This window comes from Desulfosporosinus sp. FKB (assembly GCF_002196705.1).
Classification (GTDB): Bacteria; Bacillota; Desulfitobacteriia; order Desulfitobacteriales; family Desulfitobacteriaceae; genus Desulfosporosinus.
Genome location: NZ_NADJ01000015.1, coordinates 1 through 20,438 on the forward strand (window position 1 = coordinate 1; position 20,438 = coordinate 20,438).

The 20,438-nt window shown below is 41.8% G+C and carries 21 protein-coding genes; 16 read left to right on the forward strand and 5 right to left on the reverse strand.

The features are described from left to right. Positions 1–135: 135 nt before the first annotated feature. The 3 genes from B5Y67_RS04725 (at position 136) to B5Y67_RS04735 (ending at position 2,894) form a co-directional block, all read left to right on the forward strand. Positions 136–462 (forward strand): thioredoxin family protein, encoded by a 327-nt coding sequence (locus tag B5Y67_RS04725; RefSeq protein WP_088225386.1) that lies wholly within the window; start codon positions 136–138, stop codon positions 460–462. 38 nt (positions 463–500) lie between these two features. Continuing rightward, positions 501–1,721: an FAD-dependent oxidoreductase gene (locus B5Y67_RS04730; RefSeq protein WP_088225387.1), complete on the forward strand. Its 1,221-nt coding sequence runs from the start codon at positions 501–503 to the stop codon at positions 1,719–1,721. A 330-nt stretch (positions 1,722–2,051) separates the two neighbouring features. Next, on the forward strand, positions 2,052–2,894 hold the full coding sequence (locus B5Y67_RS04735; protein ID WP_088225388.1) for a methyl-accepting chemotaxis protein: 843 nt from the start codon (positions 2,052–2,054) through the stop codon (positions 2,892–2,894). Between the two features lie 608 nt (positions 2,895–3,502). On the opposite strand, the gene B5Y67_RS26145 is transcribed toward B5Y67_RS04735, so the two are convergent. The 3 genes from B5Y67_RS26145 to B5Y67_RS04745 all read right to left on the reverse strand — a co-directional run bounded on the left by B5Y67_RS26145 (position 3,503) and on the right by B5Y67_RS04745 (position 5,384). Further along, positions 3,503–3,625: a hypothetical protein gene (locus B5Y67_RS26145; protein ID WP_282432755.1), complete on the reverse strand. Its 123-nt coding sequence runs from the start codon at positions 3,623–3,625 to the stop codon at positions 3,503–3,505. 44 nt (positions 3,626–3,669) lie between these two features. Beyond that, positions 3,670–3,966, reverse strand: coding sequence for a permease (locus B5Y67_RS24870; protein WP_242975859.1), 297 nt, complete (start codon positions 3,964–3,966; stop codon positions 3,670–3,672). 461 nt (positions 3,967–4,427) lie between these two features. Continuing rightward, positions 4,428–5,384, reverse strand: coding sequence for a helix-turn-helix transcriptional regulator (locus B5Y67_RS04745; RefSeq protein ID WP_088225389.1), 957 nt, complete (start codon positions 5,382–5,384; stop codon positions 4,428–4,430). Positions 5,385–5,671: 287 nt separating this feature from the next. On the opposite strand from B5Y67_RS04745, the gene B5Y67_RS04750 reads away from it, so the two are divergent. The 13 genes from B5Y67_RS04750 (at position 5,672) to B5Y67_RS04810 (ending at position 15,319) form a co-directional block, all read left to right on the forward strand. Next, positions 5,672–6,112: a HutP family protein gene (locus B5Y67_RS04750; protein ID WP_088225390.1), complete on the forward strand. Its 441-nt coding sequence runs from the start codon at positions 5,672–5,674 to the stop codon at positions 6,110–6,112. A gap of 642 nt (positions 6,113–6,754) precedes the next feature. Continuing rightward, positions 6,755–7,582: a nitrogenase iron protein gene (gene nifH / locus B5Y67_RS04755; protein ID WP_088225391.1), complete on the forward strand. Its 828-nt coding sequence runs from the start codon at positions 6,755–6,757 to the stop codon at positions 7,580–7,582. Between the two features lie 37 nt (positions 7,583–7,619). Continuing rightward, entirely contained in the window at positions 7,620–7,946 is a 327-nt protein-coding gene (locus B5Y67_RS04760; protein ID WP_088225392.1) for a P-II family nitrogen regulator, read from the forward strand. Positions 7,947–7,958: 12 nt separating this feature from the next. Continuing rightward, the gene (locus B5Y67_RS04765) at positions 7,959–8,366 is read left to right on the forward strand and encodes a P-II family nitrogen regulator (protein ID WP_088225393.1); all 408 of its coding nucleotides are present in this window, start codon (positions 7,959–7,961) and stop codon (positions 8,364–8,366) included. 46 nt (positions 8,367–8,412) lie between these two features. Further along, on the forward strand, positions 8,413–9,975 hold the full coding sequence (gene anfD / locus B5Y67_RS04770; protein WP_088225394.1) for a nitrogenase iron-iron protein, alpha chain: 1,563 nt from the start codon (positions 8,413–8,415) through the stop codon (positions 9,973–9,975). Between the two features lie 27 nt (positions 9,976–10,002). Next, positions 10,003–10,353 (forward strand): Fe-only nitrogenase subunit delta, encoded by a 351-nt coding sequence (anfG, locus tag B5Y67_RS04775; protein ID WP_088225507.1) that lies wholly within the window; start codon positions 10,003–10,005, stop codon positions 10,351–10,353. A gap of 59 nt (positions 10,354–10,412) precedes the next feature. Beyond that, on the forward strand, positions 10,413–11,807 hold the full coding sequence (anfK, locus tag B5Y67_RS04780) for a Fe-only nitrogenase subunit beta (protein ID WP_088225395.1): 1,395 nt from the start codon (positions 10,413–10,415) through the stop codon (positions 11,805–11,807). Positions 11,808–12,051: 244 nt separating this feature from the next. Next, positions 12,052–12,792: a gamma-glutamylcyclotransferase family protein gene (locus B5Y67_RS04790; protein ID WP_242975860.1), complete on the forward strand. Its 741-nt coding sequence runs from the start codon at positions 12,052–12,054 to the stop codon at positions 12,790–12,792. A 32-nt stretch (positions 12,793–12,824) separates the two neighbouring features. After that, complete coding sequence (locus B5Y67_RS25185) at positions 12,825–12,965, forward strand: hypothetical protein (protein ID WP_170932590.1); 141 nt, start codon at positions 12,825–12,827, stop codon at positions 12,963–12,965. 172 nt (positions 12,966–13,137) lie between these two features. Beyond that, positions 13,138–13,650: a pyridoxamine 5'-phosphate oxidase family protein gene (locus B5Y67_RS04795; protein ID WP_242975862.1), complete on the forward strand. Its 513-nt coding sequence runs from the start codon at positions 13,138–13,140 to the stop codon at positions 13,648–13,650. A gap of 233 nt (positions 13,651–13,883) precedes the next feature. Beyond that, positions 13,884–14,306, forward strand: coding sequence for a hypothetical protein (locus tag B5Y67_RS04800; RefSeq protein WP_140419050.1), 423 nt, complete (start codon positions 13,884–13,886; stop codon positions 14,304–14,306). After that, positions 14,264–14,578 carry a hypothetical protein gene (locus tag B5Y67_RS04805; protein WP_140419051.1) on the forward strand — a complete coding sequence of 105 codons (315 nt, stop codon included), beginning with the start codon at positions 14,264–14,266 and terminating at the stop codon, positions 14,576–14,578. Before B5Y67_RS04800 ends, B5Y67_RS04805 begins: the two co-directional genes overlap by 43 nt. 201 nt (positions 14,579–14,779) lie before the next feature. Then, positions 14,780–15,319, forward strand: coding sequence for a fibronectin type III domain-containing protein (locus B5Y67_RS04810; protein WP_242975871.1), 540 nt, complete (start codon positions 14,780–14,782; stop codon positions 15,317–15,319). A gap of 1,191 nt (positions 15,320–16,510) precedes the next feature. Here the strand turns inward: B5Y67_RS04810 and B5Y67_RS04815 are convergent. Continuing rightward, complete coding sequence (locus B5Y67_RS04815; protein ID WP_088225401.1) at positions 16,511–17,218, reverse strand: tyrosine-type recombinase/integrase; 708 nt, start codon at positions 17,216–17,218, stop codon at positions 16,511–16,513. Then, positions 17,215–20,187, reverse strand: coding sequence for a Tn3 family transposase (locus B5Y67_RS04820; RefSeq protein ID WP_088225402.1), 2,973 nt, complete (start codon positions 20,185–20,187; stop codon positions 17,215–17,217). Before B5Y67_RS04820 ends, B5Y67_RS04815 begins: the two co-directional genes overlap by 4 nt. Between the last annotated feature and the right edge of the window lie 251 nt (positions 20,188–20,438).

The window sequence follows — 20,438 nt, forward strand, 5'->3', positions numbered from 1 at the left end:
TTGCCATACTCAATTTCTCTGAATTAAGCATTCAATGCAAGTTCTATCCTTGATAAGTTCTTTTGGTGAATTAGCAATTCTATGAAAACAAGAGGAAAACCAAGAAAAATCAAATTTATATAGGGAGTGAAGAATATGTCGCTGGAAAAGTTAAATATCGACCAGTTCGAAAAGATTATTTATAGTGACGGAGAACCTTGCTTAGTAATCTTCTCCAGAAAAACCTGTCATGTCTGTCAAGAAGTTGTTCCCGTTTTAGAAGATCTGCAGCCTAAATATGATGGCAAGCTTGGTTTCTATTATGTTGACGTCGAGGATGACAAGGCGTTATTTCAAAGTTTTTCGCTTAAAGGTGTTCCTCAAATCCTTTTCTTTAATGAAGGTGAATATCAAGGAAAACTAGCAGGAGCCGTTGACGAAGAAAAAATCGAGAATAAAATTGCGGATGTCCTTGAGTTGTAAACATTAGTAGATGTAAAGAAAGGAAGTAATTTAGGAGAATGGGAGATATAACAAATACCTATGATTTAATCATTGTGGGTGGTGGCCCGGCAGGACTGACTTCGTCGATCTATGGGGGAAGAGCAAAGCTAAAAACCTTGGTCATCAACAAAGGAACTATTGGCGGTTTGGTAAATACCACACGTGAAATTGTCAATTATCCCGGATATGGGCAAATCAGCGGGGAAGATCTTATGAAGGATTTCAAAAAGCACGCGGAAACCTTTGGTGCGGAATTTTCTCGTGATGAAGTTATAAGAACGGATTTTTCTCAGGAAGATAAAGAAATTGTTACGAAAAAAGGAAAGGTCTATTCTGCTAAAGCGGTGATTATTGCCTGCGGCAGTGAACCGAGGCTTTTGAATATCCCTGGTGAAAAACGACTCCAAGGCAGTGGGGTTGCTTACTGTGCCACTTGTGATGCGGAGTTTTTCGAAGGTGAAGACGTTGTGGTTGTTGGCAGCGGAGATCAGGCTATTGAAGAAGGCATGTATATTACTAAATTCGCTCGAAAAGTCACAGTGATTGTGCTTCATGACGAAGGAGTTCTCGATTGCAATAAACTCAGTGCTGAAAGGGCCTTTCTGAATAAAAAAATGGAATTTATCTGGAACTCGACGCTGGAGGAAGTCTTAGGTACTGACAATGTTAAAGGTGTGAAGATTAAGAACTTAAAAACCGGTGTTTTAACCGAACTTGCTTGTCAGGGGGTATTCTTTTTTGTAGGGATGGTTCCCTCGACCCTTTTTCTTAAGGAAAGCGGTATTGAAATGAACGAAAGAGGCTATATTCAAGTTAACGAACTGATGGAAACAAACCTCGAGGGGGTTTATGCCGTCGGAGATAACCGTATCAAATATTTAAGACAAGTGGTTTCAGCCGCTGGAGATGGAGCAACAGCTGCGGTAGCTGCTGAGAGGTATATTGAAGAGCTGAGTGCATTTAATAACAATGTCCTGCAAAGTAAGAAAAAGGTCTTACTCATATTCTTCAATGCCCTAAATAAAGAGAGCATAGAATTTAGCTCCTTATTAGAAGAAGTAAACCTAGAGCTTCCTCAAAGCTACACGGTTGTAAAAGTCGATATGGCTACTAAAAAAAATCTAGCTAAAAAGTTTGGAATTCAAACGGTACCATCGGTTGTGGTAATGGAAAAGGGACAAAAGATCAAGCAATTAGATTATTCGTTAGATAAAGAAAACTTGAAAACTCAATTATAAAAAATAGAAACTTTGGATCAAATAATCCCATTACACTCAATCTTGTTAAAATACTTTAAGGATTGGGAAAGAAGAATATAGCCGAATAAAAAATGATCAAATATTTAAAAAAAGGCCACTAATTATCGAGTGGTCCCTTTTTGATTGATAATAAACTAGTATTTATAATATTCGTGAAGCTACTTAATTTACAAGGAAGAATGAAAATACCTAATGCGAGCTTATTTCCATAAAAAACTCAAATAGAATTGCTTAAGTAATATATTCCTAAAAGGATATTTCTATCACAAGACGAATCTTGCACAGAATATTGAGAGGGGTAAAGAATCATTGGAAAATAAATACTTTAAACAGTTTCTTGAAATTTTACCGGCCTTGAATGAAATTATGCAGGAGGATATCAACATAGTTGTAATTGATGCTAAAGAAATGACAGTCAAAGCTTACGCTCCCGGGAAGCTTCATAGAGATTTAAACGTCGGAGACCCGATTAAAAAGGCAAAAGTTCATGATTATGTAATCCAAAACAAAAAACAAATATTGACGACAATAGCAGCATATGTCTTTGGAGTTCCAAGCAAAGGACTTATGACTCCCGTCTTAGATGAAAATGGAGAGGTCTGTGCTTTAATAAATGTAGTCCAAAGCATCGAAAAAGAGGCTGAAATTGAAAAGAGTGCCACTACACTCTTCTCTTCAATGGAGCAACTAAATGCTGGTTTGGAGGAAATTGCTTCGAGTTCACAGCAGGTATCTACTTTTATCAAGGAAATTGACGAGTTTTGCTCGCAAACAGAAGAAAATCTTAAGGGGATTGACCATATCATTGAGAATATAAAAAGCATCTCAAAAAATTCCAACCTCCTTGCTTTAAATGCTTCTATAGAAGCGGCAAGAGCTGGAGATGCAGGAAGAGGATTCAGTGTTGTAGCTAAAGAAATGGGCAATCTTTCAAGCTTAAGTAAGGAATCGGCAGAAAAGGTAGCTAAATCTCTTTTAGATATAAAAAGTGCAATTGATTTCATTAGTGAGAAAATCAAAATTACAAACCTATCTTCCGATAATCAAGCTGCAGCAACTGAAGAGATGGCGGCTTCAACTGATGAAATTGTTTCAGTCTCAAAGCATTTAATGGAATTAGCAAAGATTATGGATTTTAATTCAGTGCATTAACTCCGCAGCACTTTAGCCTCTATTACTGTCTATACATTGATATTACTGGCATCATTTTTGATTAGACGACTGAAAAAGCACATTAAAACCCAAAGGGAAATGGCGAGACTTTTATTAAAAGGGCTATATCTAATGAAGTTTAAAGATGAACTGGTTTTTTGCAGCTCATAGAGATATAACATTAAATTAAGAAGGAAGATATTGGGGCAAAGGGAATTGTATCTCTTTACAGTTAAATTTAGTAAATAATGTTTATATAATACAGGCTGAGATAATTCTTCAATAGCAATCGCATGGAATTCATACAGAAGCTAAATTGCTGTCGGTCAAGAGGTTGTTTGATGGAAGTTGGGAAGTGATCCAGCAGTATTAATACTATTAGCCAGTGTTAAGAAATCAAGAACCTGAGGCTTGACTGTAAATCCAAGAAAGATGGGAAGGCAGAAAATCATCGTGGTTATCACGCTAAGTTTTGAATGAGAATGTTGATGATCAAAATGACAATGATGACGACCACAGCTACAGGATTGGTGCTTTGTTTCATGGGTCGAAGATATGAGCATTGAAATCGTCAAGAGGATTAAAATAAGTTCAGAAAATTCAGAAAGCTAGACTAAACTTGGACTAAGATACAATTCAATTTTCCCTGATTGCAAGAGGTACCCGATCCAAAGGGTGTAGCCTATTTGAATCATACCTTTAATCAAGATATCATTTTTTGGAAATTTCACGAATAAGCCCCCTTGTATGTATCCTGATCCCGGGTCATCATGAATTAAAGACTATGGAGCCTCATCCCAACATCAGCTCCTAGTCCCCATAAAAACGTTAGAATTATGGAAAGAACAGCTATGAAGAAAAATAGCGACAGGCTGAAATTTTTCTTAAACAGCATGACATTCCGTAAGTCAAGAATTTGCCCAATGATGAGAAATGAGAGCACAGATCCTAGAGGAAACTGATTTGCCAATACTCTTGCCACAAAGGCATCTGCGAGACTGACAAATATTTTGGCCTTGCTAGATTGGAATTGAAGATCGATATTGCAAATTTTAGCCATATTACCCGTCATTTGTGCCTCGCTAGGCTCAAGAAGAAATAGACACCTCACATAAAAGGCTAGCCTGTAATTGAGTACCATTCTAGAAAGGAAGGCCCTTTGTGAAGCTTAGTTGGCCGAGTTGAGGGGCGAGAAGGATTTAATTAACAAACGGGAAATTCAAAATTATCGTAGCAATATAAGCAAAGGCGCCGTGACAGCTATGATAACTTACGGCGTCTTTTTCATACGTTAAAAGAGGTGTACCCTTATGATTGGAGGAATATTATGGAAAACCTAGAGTAGAAAAGGAGAAAGGTATCAAGCAAACTTTTGTCTTTCCTGGTAATTTGCATTTGTCTTACAATTGAGTGGGGCGTAGCGGAGGCTATAGGGGGAGTGCGGTGGATGCTTTTCTAGGAACTTCATGGAGATGTATGAGATACACAGTGGGATAAGTTTTTTGCTTTATGCGGCCCGGTTTTCTCCCTGGTCTAAGTCTCAGCAATGACTTTTCCTAGTTCAGTGAGGTCATAGCCGCCTAATCCTTGCAATTCAGCTTTAAACTCGTCGGATTGGATTATTTCAAAAATCGCGTCAAAGGCAGGATTGTTAAGATCTTCTTTTTTCAGGACCATATCATAGTGCTCTTTTTGGAGAGGTATGAAGTCAATTTCCTGTACTTGTAAACTGGCTTTTTCATTGCCAATACCAAGATCCGCATCGCCACGAGCAACAGTACTGGCAATGGCGAGATGAGAATGAAATTCTCTCATATAGCCATTGATAGAACGACCTGAAATGCCCATTTTGCGCAAGTGTTCATCGAGTAATATTCTTGTACCACTGCCTTTTTCACGGTTGATAATTGCAATATCTGAACGGCATAAATCGTTCCAATCTCTAATGTTTTTCGGATTTCCTTTCGCTATATAAAAACCCTGCATACGGCTGGCAAGGCGGATAATAAGACAGGGAGTTCCCGGCAGCATTCTTTCAATGTATGGCACATTGTATTCTCCCGTTTTGCCATCCCACATATGCGCGGTTGCCACTTGAACCTCTCCTTGATAAAGTGCGTATATGCCGTTATAACTTCCTTCATAGGAGCGCAGGGCACGAATTCCCTTGGGATGGCAATCTAAGTAACGGCATAAAACATCTAAAATAAGGTCCTGACCAGAAATCACAAAAGATCTGTTTCTATGCGGTATTTTTTCATAAGTGAGTGAGGGAACATAGCTGTTTGGATCTGGAGAAAATGTGCTGATAGGTTTGGAGTCTTTACTTTTGTTTTTATAGTTTTCAACATCTTCTAAATCAACACGCAATTTTTTCCCTGCTCTGTAAGCATTTAATTCTCTGCGTTTGATTAAATCATAAACGGTACTTTTGGAAATTTTCAATACGTCAGCAACTTCTTGCGGTGTTAAGGCCTTGTTTTCAACCATAGTGTTACAACGAACCTTTCATCAGCAATATATTTACAATTATATCACATGTTAATACTTTGAAAACCAAAAAGAAAACCTATGACTAGTGATGTTTGCATTGAGCAAAGCGAAGGATTATGTATTAAGTTTATATAAGTATTGACACGAACCAAATGCTATGTGTATAATGATACAAAATAACACCAAATGGAAATAAATCAATAGTTATAAGTTGCAAAACGGAAAAATCAATTGACAAAACAATACACTCTGGAAAATAGGTTGAGTAAAAAGGAGGGCTAAGCTTGCAGCTGACTGTAGATCAAGAAAGAAAGCCTTCCGTAGAAAAAGCAGCGTTACTGCTGGCTCTGACTCAAACAAGAGAAGAAGAAGAAAAACTCAAGGTATCTTTCAGTGAAGTGTTTGACATACGTTGCGGTGTGACTGAACTTGGGGGAAAGGTTGCCAATCTTCAACATACAGGAAAACTGACAAATTCGGTTATTTCAACAGCATTAAATATAGGTATCATTCCAGAAGAAGCCCGAAAGATTCACGCGCTTATTCATGCGACTTTGGAAGCCAGCAACAGCGTTTTTACTCATACTAACAGCAACGCTGATATGGCTCTGAAAATTGGATTAACAACAAATGTTGAATGGCTTGCTGTAGCAATTTATGGTCGTTCTTCTCTTCATCCGCTATTGGAACACGCTCGGGTGGGGTTGGGGGTTATGCATCTCTAGTTAGAGTGAAAGTAGTGAAAGAGTGGAAAAGTGACAAGAGAACGTTCAATAAACTAACCTTATAAACAATTTCATAATGGGCAGCAAATCAGATGATGATTTGAAGTGGAAAAGTGTTTTAGTGGGCCTTTAATTTAGATGGGAATTAAGGGCTCACTTTGTTTTTTTCTAAGTTTTAAAGGAGGTGATGCGATGGTGCCTAATAATGGGAGAGTGCGATGATAAGAGGAAGTTTCGGTGGTAGCAATTGAGGTAAATGAGTTGGCAAGCAGTAAATTAATCAGGAATTTGTAAGTAACGAAGGGAGGCCTGGAAAATAGGAGATTGGTCTTTAGTTGGGTAGTAGTGTCAAGTAATTGAAGTAAGCAAGTGGTAAAGTGACCAAAGGAACCAAGTTACCAAAGTGGCGGAGTGACAAAGTGACTAAATTGGTAATGTGATCAAGAGTGGTAGAGTGATCAAGTGATATGAGTTTTATTGCTAAGCTCAGAAGAATTAGTACAATTTCATAATTCGGCAGAAAATCAGACGATGATTTGGAGTGGAAAAGTGTTTTAGTGGGCCTTTAATAGACAGAATTAGGGGCTCACTTTGTTTTTTTTCAGAGTCTAAATGGATGGTAATTAGAGAGGAGTTTTTTAAATGACAAGAAAAATCGCTATTTATGGTAAAGGCGGAATTGGCAAATCGACAACTCAGCAAAATACAGCTGCCGCTATGGTTCATTTTTACGACCAAAAGGTCTTCATCCATGGATGTGATCCAAAGGCAGATTCTACCCGCCTTATCCTTGGCGGAATGAATCAGAAAACCTTGATGGATATACTTCGTGATGAAGGGGAATCGAAAGTTACCATTGAGAGAGTAGTAAAGACAGGGTTCGGGGGGATTCGCTGTGTAGAGTCGGGTGGTCCGGAACCGGGTGTAGGATGTGCAGGCCGGGGAGTCATCACAGCTATTGATCTTATGGAAAAGAATGGGGCTTACACCTCGGATTTAGACTTTGTATTCTTTGATGTCCTTGGTGATGTTGTCTGCGGCGGATTTGCTATGCCGATCCGTGAAGGAAAGGCCCAGGAAGTTTATATCGTGGCTTCGGGAGAGATGATGGCCGTTTATGCAGCCAATAATATTTGCAAAGGACTGCTTAAATATGCCAGGCAAAGCGGTGTCCGTCTTGGCGGGGTTATTTGCAATAGCCGTAAAGTTGATAAGGAAAGAGAATTTCTGGAAGAGTTCACAGCCGCCATCGGCACGCATTTGATCCATTTTGTACCGCGCGATAATGTCGTTCAAAAGGCTGAATTCAACAAACAAACCGTCGTTGAATTCGACGCCAATGAAAATCAAGCCCATGAATATGGAGAGCTGGCACGTAAGATCATTGAAAATGAGAATTTCGTCATTCCGAAACCTCTAACCATGGATGAATTAGAAGCTATGGTTGTCAAATACGGTTTAGTGGATTAAATGCTGGTTCAAAGACAGAAAGAAGGGGGGCGCCTTTATGATCATGATTAAAGCGATTGTTAGGCCGGATAAAAAGGAAGTGGTGCTCAATGAACTTTCCCAAGCAGGGTTTCATGCCGCCACTGTTATTGATGTAGTAGGCCGCGGGAAACAAAAGGGTATTACTTTGGGAGATGTTCTTTATGATGAAATTCCTAAAAGCCTGATCATGTTAGCTGTTAATGATGGAGACAAAGAGAATGTGCTGGAGGTCATTCTCCAGCATGCCAAAACCAGTGAAAGTGGAGCTTTCGGAGATGGGAAAATAATTGTCAGTCCTATTGATGAAGTATATACCGTCTCAAGCGGCGTTGCAGAGCTGTAAAGGAGTGGCGTAATGAAAGAGATTTTAGCTGTTGTACGAATGAATAAGGTCAGCGCAACGAAAAAGGCTCTCATTGAAGCTGGAGCTGCCGGTTTTACAGCCACTAAGGTTATGGGGCGCGGCAAACTGGTAGAAGACAAATCCATCATTGCTGAACGGAGAAAAACTTTGTTAGCTCTGGCTCAGAAAGATGATCAGACTACAGATAAGATGATCACCGAATTTTTAGATGGCACCCGTTTATTTCCGCGCAGGATGTTTAATATTCTGGCCCATGACGAAGCTGTACCCAAGATTGTTTCAGCGATTATTAAGGCCAATAAGACAGAGTACAAAGTGGGTGACGGCAAAATCTTTGTGCTGCCGGCGCTTGATGCGGTCCGAGTTAGAACAAGGGAGTCCGGAGATTCAGCGATCTAAAGCAACAGGGAAGCTATCTCTGGATTAAATAAAGGAGGAAGAAATTATGCCCTATCACAAATTTAAATGCAGCGAGTGTATCCCGGAAAGAGAAAAGCACGCCGTTGTCAAAGGGCCTGGTGAAGATTTGACGTCATGTCTGCCTCTTGGTTATCTCAACACCATTCCGGGTACGATTTCCGAGCGTGGATGTGCTTATTGCGGGGCCAAGCATGTCATCGGAGCTCCAATGAAGGATGTTATTCATATGAGTCATGGACCGATCGGATGCACCTACGATACTTGGCAAACGAAACGCTATATCAGTGACAATGACAACTTTCAGCTCAAATATACCTTTGCCACAGATGTCAAGGAAAAACACATCATTTTCGGAGCTGAAAAAATTCTTAAGCAGAACATTATTGAGGCCTTCCAGGCTTTTCCCAACATCAAACGAATGAGCATCTACCAAACCTGTGCTACAGCCCTGATCGGGGATGACATAGGTGCCATTGCTCAGGAAGTTATGGAGGAAATGCCCGATGTGGATATCTTTGTCTGTAATTCACCGGGATTTGCAGGGCCGAGCCAGTCGGGAGGACATCACAAAATCAATCTTGCCTGGCTTGATCAGAAAGTGGGAACCTTTGAACCGGAAATTACCAGTAAATACGTCATCAATTATGTCGGCGACTATAACATTCAGGGAGATACAGAAGTTATGGTGGACTATTTTAAGAGAATGGGCATCCAAGTGCTTTCCTGCTTTACCGGCAATGGTTCCTATGACTCACTCAGAGGGATGCACCGGGGCCACCTCAATGTTTTGGAATGTGCGCGTTCCTCTGAATACATCTGCAATGAGCTTAGAGTAAGATACGGGATTCCGCGTCTCGATATCGAAGGTTTTGGCTTTAAACCACTGGCCCAGTCTTTGATGAAGGTTGCAATGTTTTTTGGGTTGGAGAAGGAAGCTCAGGCCGTTATTGACGAGGAGATTGCCCGCTGGAAACCGGAATTCGACTGGTACGCCAAACGCCTGCGCGGGAAAAAAGTCTGTCTCTGGCCTGGCGGTTCCAAACTCTGGCACTGGGCGAATGTAATCCATGAGGAGATGGGAGTTGAGGTTGTCTCGGTGTATACGAAGTTTGGCCATCAGGGGGATATGGAAAAGGGGATTGCCCGCTGTCAAGAAGGTGCACTGGCCATTGACGACCCTAATGAGCTGGAGGGAATCGAAGCCATGAAGACGTTGAAGCCTGATATCATTTTCACGGGTGTTCGCCCTGGTGAGGTTGCCAAAAAGCTGCGGGTTCAATATCTTAATGCTCATGCCTATCACAACGGTCCTTATAAAGGGTTTGAGGGCTGGGTCAGATTTGCCCGGGACATCTATAACGCACTCTATTCGCCGATTCATCAGCTTTCCGGTCTGGACATCAGTAAGGATGAGATACCTACTGATGTAGGATTTCTGACGCGACAGATGATTTCTGATGTGAATATCAATCAGGATGAGGCAGCTTCAAGTGAAGAAAGGCCATATACAGGTGATTATGACTGTGTTACAAAATTACGCGGTAAGACTTATCCGCGATCACCAGGACCGCTTTCCAGCGCTGTGTAAGGGGGCATGACAGTTATGGCGGAAATTATGGAAGATACTCTAAGTGACAAGGTTGAGCAATTGGTGGATTATATTATGAAGTGGTGCCTTTGGCAGTTTCACTCCCGCGCTTGGGACCGGGAGAGACAAAACGAGGGGATTCTCAGTAAAACTCAGCAATTATTGTGCGGGGAGCCTGTCACGCTTGAAACCCCGGCAGACAAATGCTATTGGGTAGATGCTGTAATCTTGGTTGAGGATTTTAAAGCTGCGTACCCGTGGTTAGCTTCGATGGACAAACGAGATATTAAATCACTCATGCAGGGGCTTAAAGAGCGCATCAATTTCTTGACGATTACTGGGTCACTTAATGAAGAGCTTACTGACCCTAAATATTAAGGTCAGGAGCTGTGCCGTCACGGTGGGCGTATATATTCAAAAGGAAAGGGAGTCATGCTATGTCTTGTGAGATCAAAGATAAAGAACGTGCCGGCATTATCAACCCAATATTTACCTGTCAGCCTGCGGGAGCACAATATGCCAGCATAGGAATCAAGGATTGTCTGGCGATAGTTCATGGAGGACAGGGTTGTGTCATGTTCGTCCGCTTATTGTTTGCCCAGCATTTCAAGGATAATTTTGATATTGCGTCATCTTCAGTGCATGAGGATGGTGCAGTGTTTGGTGCCGTTCATCGCGTCGAGGAAGCGGTTGATGTTGTTCTCATGCGCTATCCCCATGTGAAAGTCATACCCATTATCACAACTTGCTCGACGGAGGTTATCGGTGATGATATCGATGGTGTGATTCGCAAACTTAACCAAGGGCTTTTAAAAGAAAAGTATGCTGAGCGGGAGGTCCACCTCATTCCGGTTCATACTCCCAGTTTTAAAGGAAGCCAAGTGACGGGCTACGATGTTGCTCTGGAGGCTTTTGTCCAGACGCTGGCTCAAAAGGACAAACCCAACGGAAAGCTCAACCTAATAACCGGCTGGGTCAATCCGGGAGATGTAACAGCCCTTAAACATCTTCTGTCGGAAATGCAGGTGGAGGCAACCGTTCTTTTCGAAATTGAAAGTTTCGATTCTCCTCTGATGCCGGATCCGGATCATAGCGCGGTTTCCCATGGCAGCACTACGGTTGAGGATCTGACCGACACAGCGAATGCCTTGGGAACAATTGCGCTAAACAAATACGAAGGCGGAAAAGCCGCTCACTATCTTGAAAAGGAATTTGACGTTCCAGCCGTCATAGGACCGACTCCTATCGGCATCCGCAATACGGATACCTTTTTGCAGAATCTGAAAAAAATAACCGGAAAACCGATTCCTGAGTCACTCGTTCGCGAACGAGGGATTGCCATTGATGCGCTGACCGATCTAGTGCACATGTTTTTTGCCGATAAGCGAGTCGCCATTTACGGACATCCTGACTTGGTCATAGGTCTGGCGGAATTCTGTCTTGATTTGGAGATGAAGCCTGTGCTGCTTCTGCTCGGCGATGACAACGTGACCTATCAGGACGATCCTCGTCTTAAAGCGTTTCAGGAAAACGTTGATTTCGAAATGCAGGTCATCTGTAATTCAGATCTGTGGGAACTGGAAGATCGGATTAAAAACCAGGGACTGGAGCTTGATCTTATATTGGGCCATTCCAAAGGGCGCTTCATATCGATTAATAATGATATTCCTATGGTCCGCGTAGGGTTCCCCACTTATGATCGAGCGGGACTGTACCGCCATCCGGTTGTCGGTTATGCGGGAGCGATATGGCTGGCCGAAGAGATGGCAAATACTCTCTTCAGTGATATGGAACACAAAAAGAATAAAGAATGGATACTGAATGTATGGTAGGAAAATTAATGATTAGGGTTCTGAGTAAGTAATGCTGATAAAACTCAAATGGCTTTCATCGGACTACTTAGAGTCTAATGATCATTAGTCTCTGACAAGTCTGGTGAAAGCCCAGCAAAATAAAGAGTAAACCATGGTATTCTGTTCTATGCGAAATTAATCAAAGGAATATAGAAAATTATTTGCGCAAATGCATTTGTCTGTTGCACCACATTGACCAACATATTCCGGACGCAATAAAAAGATGAAGGAACTCGGAGTTTATATTGCGAATATTATGCCGCTAATTCCGGCTTCAGACAGATGCGTCACTGCAAGCAATGTCCTGCGGATGCTATCGGTTTGCTTGGCAAAGATCGGTCTCAGGAATTTCTTTGGCGCTGCCCGGACATCAGGAATGGTGGCTGATTTTGGAAATTGTGTAAGAAGGAGAAAAATAATGAAGACAGTAACTTACTATTATTTCGCTTATGGTTCAAATCTGAACTGGGCGCAAATGATGCAAAGGTGTTCGAGTCCCCAAAAGCTTGGAGTTGCTTGTCTGCAAGGTTACAAAGTTGAATTTTACGGATATTCGGCTGCATGGGATGGGGCACAGGAGACGGTAGTTCCTGAGCTCCAATCAGAGGTTTGGGGAGTGCTCTACCAATTGCAGGTTTTTGATTGGGAGTCACTGGATGTGTATGAGGATGCCCGTCTCAATGGGACAGGCGCGTATTTTCATTACCCTGTGCAAGTGGTCAATCTGAAGCAAGAGAGGATTAATGCTATAATTTACAAAAAGAATATCTTAAACGAGGCAACACTTCCCAGTACTGAATATCTGAATTTTATTGTGCAAAGTGGCCGGGAACAGGGTTTGCCTATAGAGTATCTGACTCTTTTGCAAAATAGGGAAACAAGGCCTGCTTCCTATGCTGTGCCTCTTTTGCAAAATTCAAGATCCAACTGGGTTAGTAAAACCTGTATTGATTGTGGGCAGTGAGTATCGAAGAATCAAAAATTAAGGAGGAAAGGATGAATAAGGAGATGAGGTTTCACTATTTGCAGCATGTTCCCTTTGAAAACCCTGGAAGCATTCTTGGCTGGGCTAAGAAAAAAGGTTTTTTGAGTTTCAGTTTCACATGGAAAATACTTCATCAATCATCAAGAGCCTAGTGGAAAACTGCGCGGGGGAAATGGTTCCCAGGACTTATGTTCAGATACCGGAAGAACTACTTGCTCATTCTGAACATATCGTTTTAAATAATCAGTGGATGGCGATGTTTCTAACGCAACTAGAAAAAATGGATAGGCAGGGTGATTTGCGATGAACCAGGTAAGTTATACGATGAGAAACTGTACGGATCAGGAGAAAATTGAAACTTTCCTCGGGAGAGAAAGAACAGGTGTGCTTGGTCTGGTAAGTGATAGTCTCCCGTATACCGTTCCGCTGAACTATGTTTGGCGCAACGGTTCTATCTACTTTCACGGCATGGGCTCCGGTAAAAAAGAAAAGATCCTTTCTCAAAATCCTTTCGTTTCTTTCACGGTCTATAAAGAACTGGGTACCGTGACTGACCCGGTGCCTTGCCATGCTGATACGGCCTATATGAGCGTGATGATGTTCGGAAGGGCGGTAAAGGTGACTGATCCTGATGAGGCCGCCGCAGCTCTCCAGAAAGTGCTGGATAAATTTATGCCCAACTATTACAGCCAATCATTAAGCAGTACTTTGATAGAAAAGTATCGCTCTTCCATGGATGGGAATGCGGTTGCGGTTTATAGGCTAACGCCGCAAGAAATTACGGCCAAAGAAAACTCGGCAGATTTGGCTATACTGTTCCCCATGGAAATCCAATAAGGACTGTTGAAATGCCCACTTGCGTGCCATTTACTATAACAAAGAGTATTCCAATATTTTTGTTCCCAAAGCTCTCGGAATCGGTCGGACATTAAACTGAGCAAACCCAATTTCGTGGGTTTTTATTTTGGTGCCTTTTGGTCTTGCTTTTTTTAACTTTAAATATCACCCTGGACAATGTCAACATCAGTACCGGCAGTACATGTCCGTTTTCTATAGGGTCCGGTTCGACGGTGAACTTGACCCTCAGTGGTACGAATAGCTTAGATGCCTCCGGTGGTTCAAATCCCGGACTAGGCGTACCGGAGGGGGCTGCTCTCAATATTTGTGCTTACAACATTTCTGATTCTCTTACAGCTAATGGGGGTAGTGGTGGAAATGGAGGCGGTGCTGGTATCGGCGGTGGCCCTGGCTCAACTGGCGTTAGCTGCGGAACAGTGAATATTAGTGGGGGTACAGTCATCGCTCAGGCAGGTTACCATGCCGCTGGCATTGGTGGTGGTCAAGGCACCGGGGACTACCGTACCGGTGGCAACGGTGGAATAGTGAAGATCAGTGGCGGGATAGTCAAGGCCTCAGGCAAGAATGGAGGTGCAGGCATCGGTGGTGGCAATTGCAGCGGCAACAATGGCAAGGAGGAAGTGGCGGCACAGTAAAGATTAGCGGAGGAACGGTCACTGCAGCAGGTGACATGGCTGCAGGCATTGGCGGCGGCGACATAAATTGCAGCAGCGGCAGCAGCGGCACAACGACCATTACCGGTGGGTCGGTAAATGCAAGCTCCATTCAGCCAAACGTTTATGACAAAAGCAATCCCCCAAATCAAGAATATCTTGTTACAATATCTGGTCTACCATGTACTGTTGGCGTATCATATACGGTTAACGCCGGAAGTTCTGTTTCATGCTCAACAGATACAAACGGATAACTTTATCTGTGGCTGCCCGCTACGGCGGACTTTGCGACGGATGGTATTCAAATAACTTATACATCCACGGGCACTCAATATCTGGCATCTGCCGCAGTCACAACTACTACCAACAATTTCACAGCCTCTTCGGACTCAGCAAGCAGCCTATCGGTTAGCACCAGCAGTACCAATCTAACAGCAGAGACACCTTTCGATGTGATGGTGACGGCAAAAGATGCCTATGGAAACACAGTGAGTGGTTATACAGGAACCATACACTTCAGCAGCACAGATCATGGCGCAGTATTACCGACAGATTACCCTTTCGTGCCCGGGGATAACGGCACACACACCTTCGATGGAGGGGTAACGCTTAACACTGGGGGAGTGCAGACGGTGACGGCTACTGACACGGGAACGCCTGGTATCACCGGCATCATCGTGAACGTATTACCTATTACAGACTTTGCCAATACAGCGAAGACCTCCAGCACTGCGACTTTCAGTTGGACGGCAGCAAGCGGAGCGACGGGGATTATCATCCAGCAGTCTCTGGATGGGGGAACCACTTGGACAACAGCAACAACAACTTCAGTTATAGCAGAAAGTGACACAACAGCTACAGTTACAGGCCTCAGCCCGGCAACGAGTTATAAGTTCCGGCTGGTAGTGACCGGAGGAGCCAATGTAGGGAATTCTAACGAAGTGACAGTAACTACTGATGCTATCTACATCCAGGTAAAAGCAAAACTTGGATAATAGATAGATACTACAAGCCGGATATAACGGGACAGAGCAAATACAAAACCATAAGACAACTGAGATTGGCGGAGATATCATAAAGACAGACGGATAACTGAGAGCTTGAGCTGTATGTCTTGAAAGGGACACGTACAGTTCTTAGGCGAGAAAAAGGGCGCAATCCCTCTGACTTAGCCGACAGTTCTAGTACACCAAGGTTTTAAAGTTTTGTTGAGTAGGGTAGTACTATAATGTTGGCGCTGTTAAGTTAATGTATTACTTATACATTTGGTTTTCTGTAGTGAAGAGGGGATGTCACTACATGATTAGTATTATTAATTTTATAGTGATAATGGAGTGAACAAATTGTTTTTGAAAATCTAATGTAAAAATGGGGGAAAGGGATAGACATAAACTGAGCACTGAATAAAAGAGTATAGTATCATTTCGTTAATAAAAATTGAGAAGGAGTAATTATGGAAAATTTAACACGACAGAAATAATTCGATATTGATAACGAAAGAAAGTTAGAAAGAACAGTCCTATAATTACTCTTCACTAAATAGGAATTTAACGCATAGTTGATAGAGCCTTGTGGTCAATATTTATTATGAGTTAATTCATTGCAATAATAATAACTATTCATAATGCAACTGGATCATCAATCGAATCTTAATGAATCTAAATTTAGTGCTGAAAACTGTCTCGTATTATCGATACAAACCAAGCTTTATATTTAGCTTCTGTGGGTATAGTTTACTAGATTAGGCTAATCTACTGCGTACCAGTTTTTAAAGGCTTAAAGAGCTTCCTAGAGGCTAGTTTTTTCTGTGACTATTATAATAAACCTTTGAAAATAGTTTAATTGCTTGGAAATGTGCAAACTCGATAATTAACCCAGGAATATCAAATTATTAATTAATTATAGTAGCCGCTATCAAATGAATTTTATCATACGACATGTAAATACCGAAAGTTGATTAAACACCGATAGCCTAAAAAATAGCAGATACGGATAAGTAAGTGAGTTTTATTATGTACCATGATTTTCAGGCTGTTTTAGTCTACCCCCGTAATAAATTACGCGCTACTTTACATAATATCTATTATAGGACCCAAATATTATTTTGCATAGCTTCCCCTCTGACTTCGAATATACTATCTGGGGTAATACCAGCGTAGCTGCCACCACCCGCAAAGTAGATGGAACTATATGGGAAACTTATTTATAACATCGTTATATTCTTGTTGGGCATCGGTGATAGCTAATTTCGAATATACCTCAAGAGATTTTCGGCTTTCATGACCGGAATATGGTTGAATAAGCGCATCATCTATGCCTTGCTTTTTCAGCCAGGTTAACAAAAAGTGCCGTAATTTATGTGGAGATAAATTCTGTACTAGGCCGGCTTCTTCTGAGTACTTAGCTAAGATTTTTCGAATACCTCGATCCGTATATTTCTTTTTCCATGAAGATTCAAATAGATAAACGGCTTGTTTATTGGACATTGAATCAGCATGCATGGCCAGCAATTCCTTAAATGTTTGGGGGAACGGGACAATGCGATCTTTGTTCCCCTTGCCTTTATTTATCCTTATTTGGCAGTAATGAAAATCAACATCTGTTAGCTTGATGTTTATTAACTCACTTACTCTTGCGCCGGTATAGAGTAGCGTTTTAACTATCATCATGTCTTGAAAGTTCTTAGTCTTCCAGACCACATCATAGTATCGCTTTATTTCTTCTTCCGTAGGAACATAAGGTAACTTCTTGGACGTTTTAGGTATTTCTATTTCTAACTCAGCCCTCAAGTGTTGAAATAAGCTTTTTAGATAAGCATAGTCAGGCCGTTCTCCCCGGAGATACTTGGCCAGCTCCTTAGCTTTCTTTTTAGCCGAAGTTCTTTTCTCTGTCATGCAATCACACCTTCTTCCAAAGGAAGGCGTTCTCTCATGTTCAATTTGAACGTTCCATAAGGGTTAATATGGGTGTATACGAGAGGTGTGAGAGCACGAAAGTCTTCCGAAGTCATTAGGTTAAACCATTTTTGATTTGATAAGATGTTTTGAAGCATAATCGTGTTGATATACACCAAACAATTCTGTAATAGGTGTAATGAAAGGACAGCGATCTCCTGATCATCTAGTCGGTTTGTCGATATTTCCCCACCCTTACCGTAAAAGATAAAGCTGTTTGCGCTATTCCAATTCTCCACGACGTTTAATCCTTTATGAATCTCCTGGCGCAGTTCTTCGGAATGCAGATAGTCACAGAGGAAAATGGTTTTTACGGCCTTCCCAAGCTCTCCTAAAGCCTGATAGGTCGGATGTTTAAGGTTATTGCGGGTAAATCGCTTTAAGATAGCTTCTGTTTCAGCAGTCCCAAGACGCAAGGCAGTAGCATACTTCACCATTTGGTCATACTGCTGGCGGATTAAATCCCAGTTGATTGGGCGTGTAAGTACCGGTTGAAGATTGGGGTAGGATTCAGCCATTCCGGATTCCGGTCGGTATAGCTTTTGAGAGTGAATGGCCTTTAGGCGCGGCATTAACTGATACCCAAGCAAATGACAGAAAGCAAAGGCTACTTCGCTTTGTCCATGGGAGTCAACGTAATTCTTCTCGACTTCCATTTCAGTACAATGCCTTAGCAAGCCCTCGATCATGGCGGCAACTTCGGATGAGGAACACGATTTTAGCTGCGAGTAAATACAGGTTGAATTCTTTTCTACGTGCCAATAGATCATAACGCCCCGGCCACGGTACCGGATATGCCATTCAGTCATGAGGTTTTGGTCCCAAGCGCCAAATTTCTTCGAATCAGAAGCACAAGAAGTGGTACCATCACCCCATATTTCCTGCATTCTAACTCTAAAGATTGCATTCACAACTTCAGCAATAGCATTCCTTAGGTTATCCCGGTGTATAAACTTACGCCGTACGTAAAGCAAATCTTTATAGGATTCTTCATGTTCACCGGAGCTAATTCGTTTTAATCCTGTATTAGTATCTAATCCATATAGAGACAAAATCAATCTTCTTTGCAAAGTCTCTCGATCCAATATTTCCCGATTGGCCACGGTCTTGAACTTTTCGGTAAACGATACGCGCAAATCAGTTTCCTTTAAAACATCTAATAAGCTTGTCATTGGCCAGCGACGCAGTAATTCGGCTTTAATACGATTTAAGTTAGCCGGTTCTGCTTGCGGTTCCAAAGGCGATAAGGTTATCCACCCGTTTCCTTTCTCAATAATCCGGACTTTAGGATTTTTGGGAATTCCAACATCTAGACGTTCCAAACCCTCAATCATTGCTTGTTTTAATGCGTTTATAAAGGATTCGGCATCCATGGGTTGATTAAGAGCTTTGTAGTTTTCTTCTCTCCGTATCTCGAAATCTGCAGGTAGGTCTTCATCAGGGTTACGATACCGGTCGGCACCTTTTACCCAAACTTCTTTACAACGAAGGCGATCCCTTAAGGCTTGAAGTGCGCTGATCTCATAATTGATACGGTTAATCCGTTCCTGGCCATTATCATCTTTTTCAATAATAATTTCTTTGTTTACGGAACGAATAACCCCATCCACCGGAATATCTTCTGACGCAGGAAAATAATGCAATCCGGTTTGAGCATACTTTTTGATAAGTTCAAGAGCTTTAATGACAGGCCGGTGAACCTCGTTGTTAGACTGGAATTGAAGGATGCTTAAGATTTCTGGAATCATCCGGCGATAGTGGCTGCTATAAGAGGCGCGAATTACAGTATGAATTTTTTCCCGGTAAGCTGGACCCGTACTTTTAAACTCTTTAACCAGGTCTTTTAACGTCTGTTCGCTGACTATCGGATAGAGAACGTCCTTAATTATCCCGTTCGGGAATTCCAGAGCTGTTTGCGCCAAGTTGAACAGGATGCCTTGTTTGTTGCTCACCCGCCGCAGATCGTTAAGTATTTCCTTTTCTACTCTGCGCTCAGCTCGTACTCCAATGCGGTGAATGATCTGGATAAGCAGTTCTATAAGATTATCGGTGATTTCCATTCTACGGAGGTAAAAGAAAGCGGATAACAGCGTGTAGCGTATCGGCTCAGGATGCCGGCGCAGTTCACGGATATCCTCGGTAGCCACACGTTGCTTATATTTTTTCAAGACTTTATACGGAACATCCCAGTAAAGATCATCCGGAAGATCCAAATTCAGAATCGTTTTAAGCTTGTTAATTTCTTTAAAGACACTTTCTAGCCCTGGCCGGCCTGGATCTGACCTTAACTCATGAAAAGAAAGCTGATCGCCATTTTCACCGGTTGGTTCGTCTTTTTCCTCGTCCAGGGATGAGATACTATCTATCAGGACATCTAATTTGGACAAAGATGCTTTAGGTATCTTTTCATAGGTGGCTTTAAAGAATTGATCTTCAAAAGTGGAGATAGCAGACCTAATAAGTCGATCAATACGTTCCGGGGTAGGAGGAACAATTTTCTGCTCTCGGAACCGACGATACACCATTTCCTTAATATGTTCAAATTCCTGGTCGTGATACAAGACGTTCTTGCACAACCAGTCGGTTATTTCATGAGCATCATGGACAGTGTCTTCTCTGAAGCCAAAGAATTCCCGTATTTGTGTTCGATGATATGTAATGGATCGTCCGGCCCAGTCGTACTTTGCGTACAGTTCTTGTGAACTATCAATTTGTTTGGCTATATAACTAATAACCGCTTTAGGAACTTCGTATTTGTTTGTCGGAAACCTGGCTTCGTATTGGAAAAACTTAAACAGTACGGCAAAACCTATCCTGGTTTCACCAGCCTTGTTCCCTATCTGTTGTAATTCATGGGGTAAGAAGGTGAAATGTTCTATTAGCTCATCCAATTCCCAATTCCTCTTCATGATATCGCCTCCAGAGCAAAGTTCCTAAAAGAGTCAGTATCGGTACTTTCATTATTTATTTTAGCATATTAATTGAGCTTCATAAGGAATATTATAGTAAAAAAGTATAAAGTTCTATTGCCAAAACTATATTAGGAACTTAACGTATATTTATCATTAGTGAATAATGTTGGAGTGACTTTTAAAGATCCATATAAAAATGGGTAAAGAAAAACCGCAGGAGGTATTTCTCATCCTTGCGGTTTTAGTAA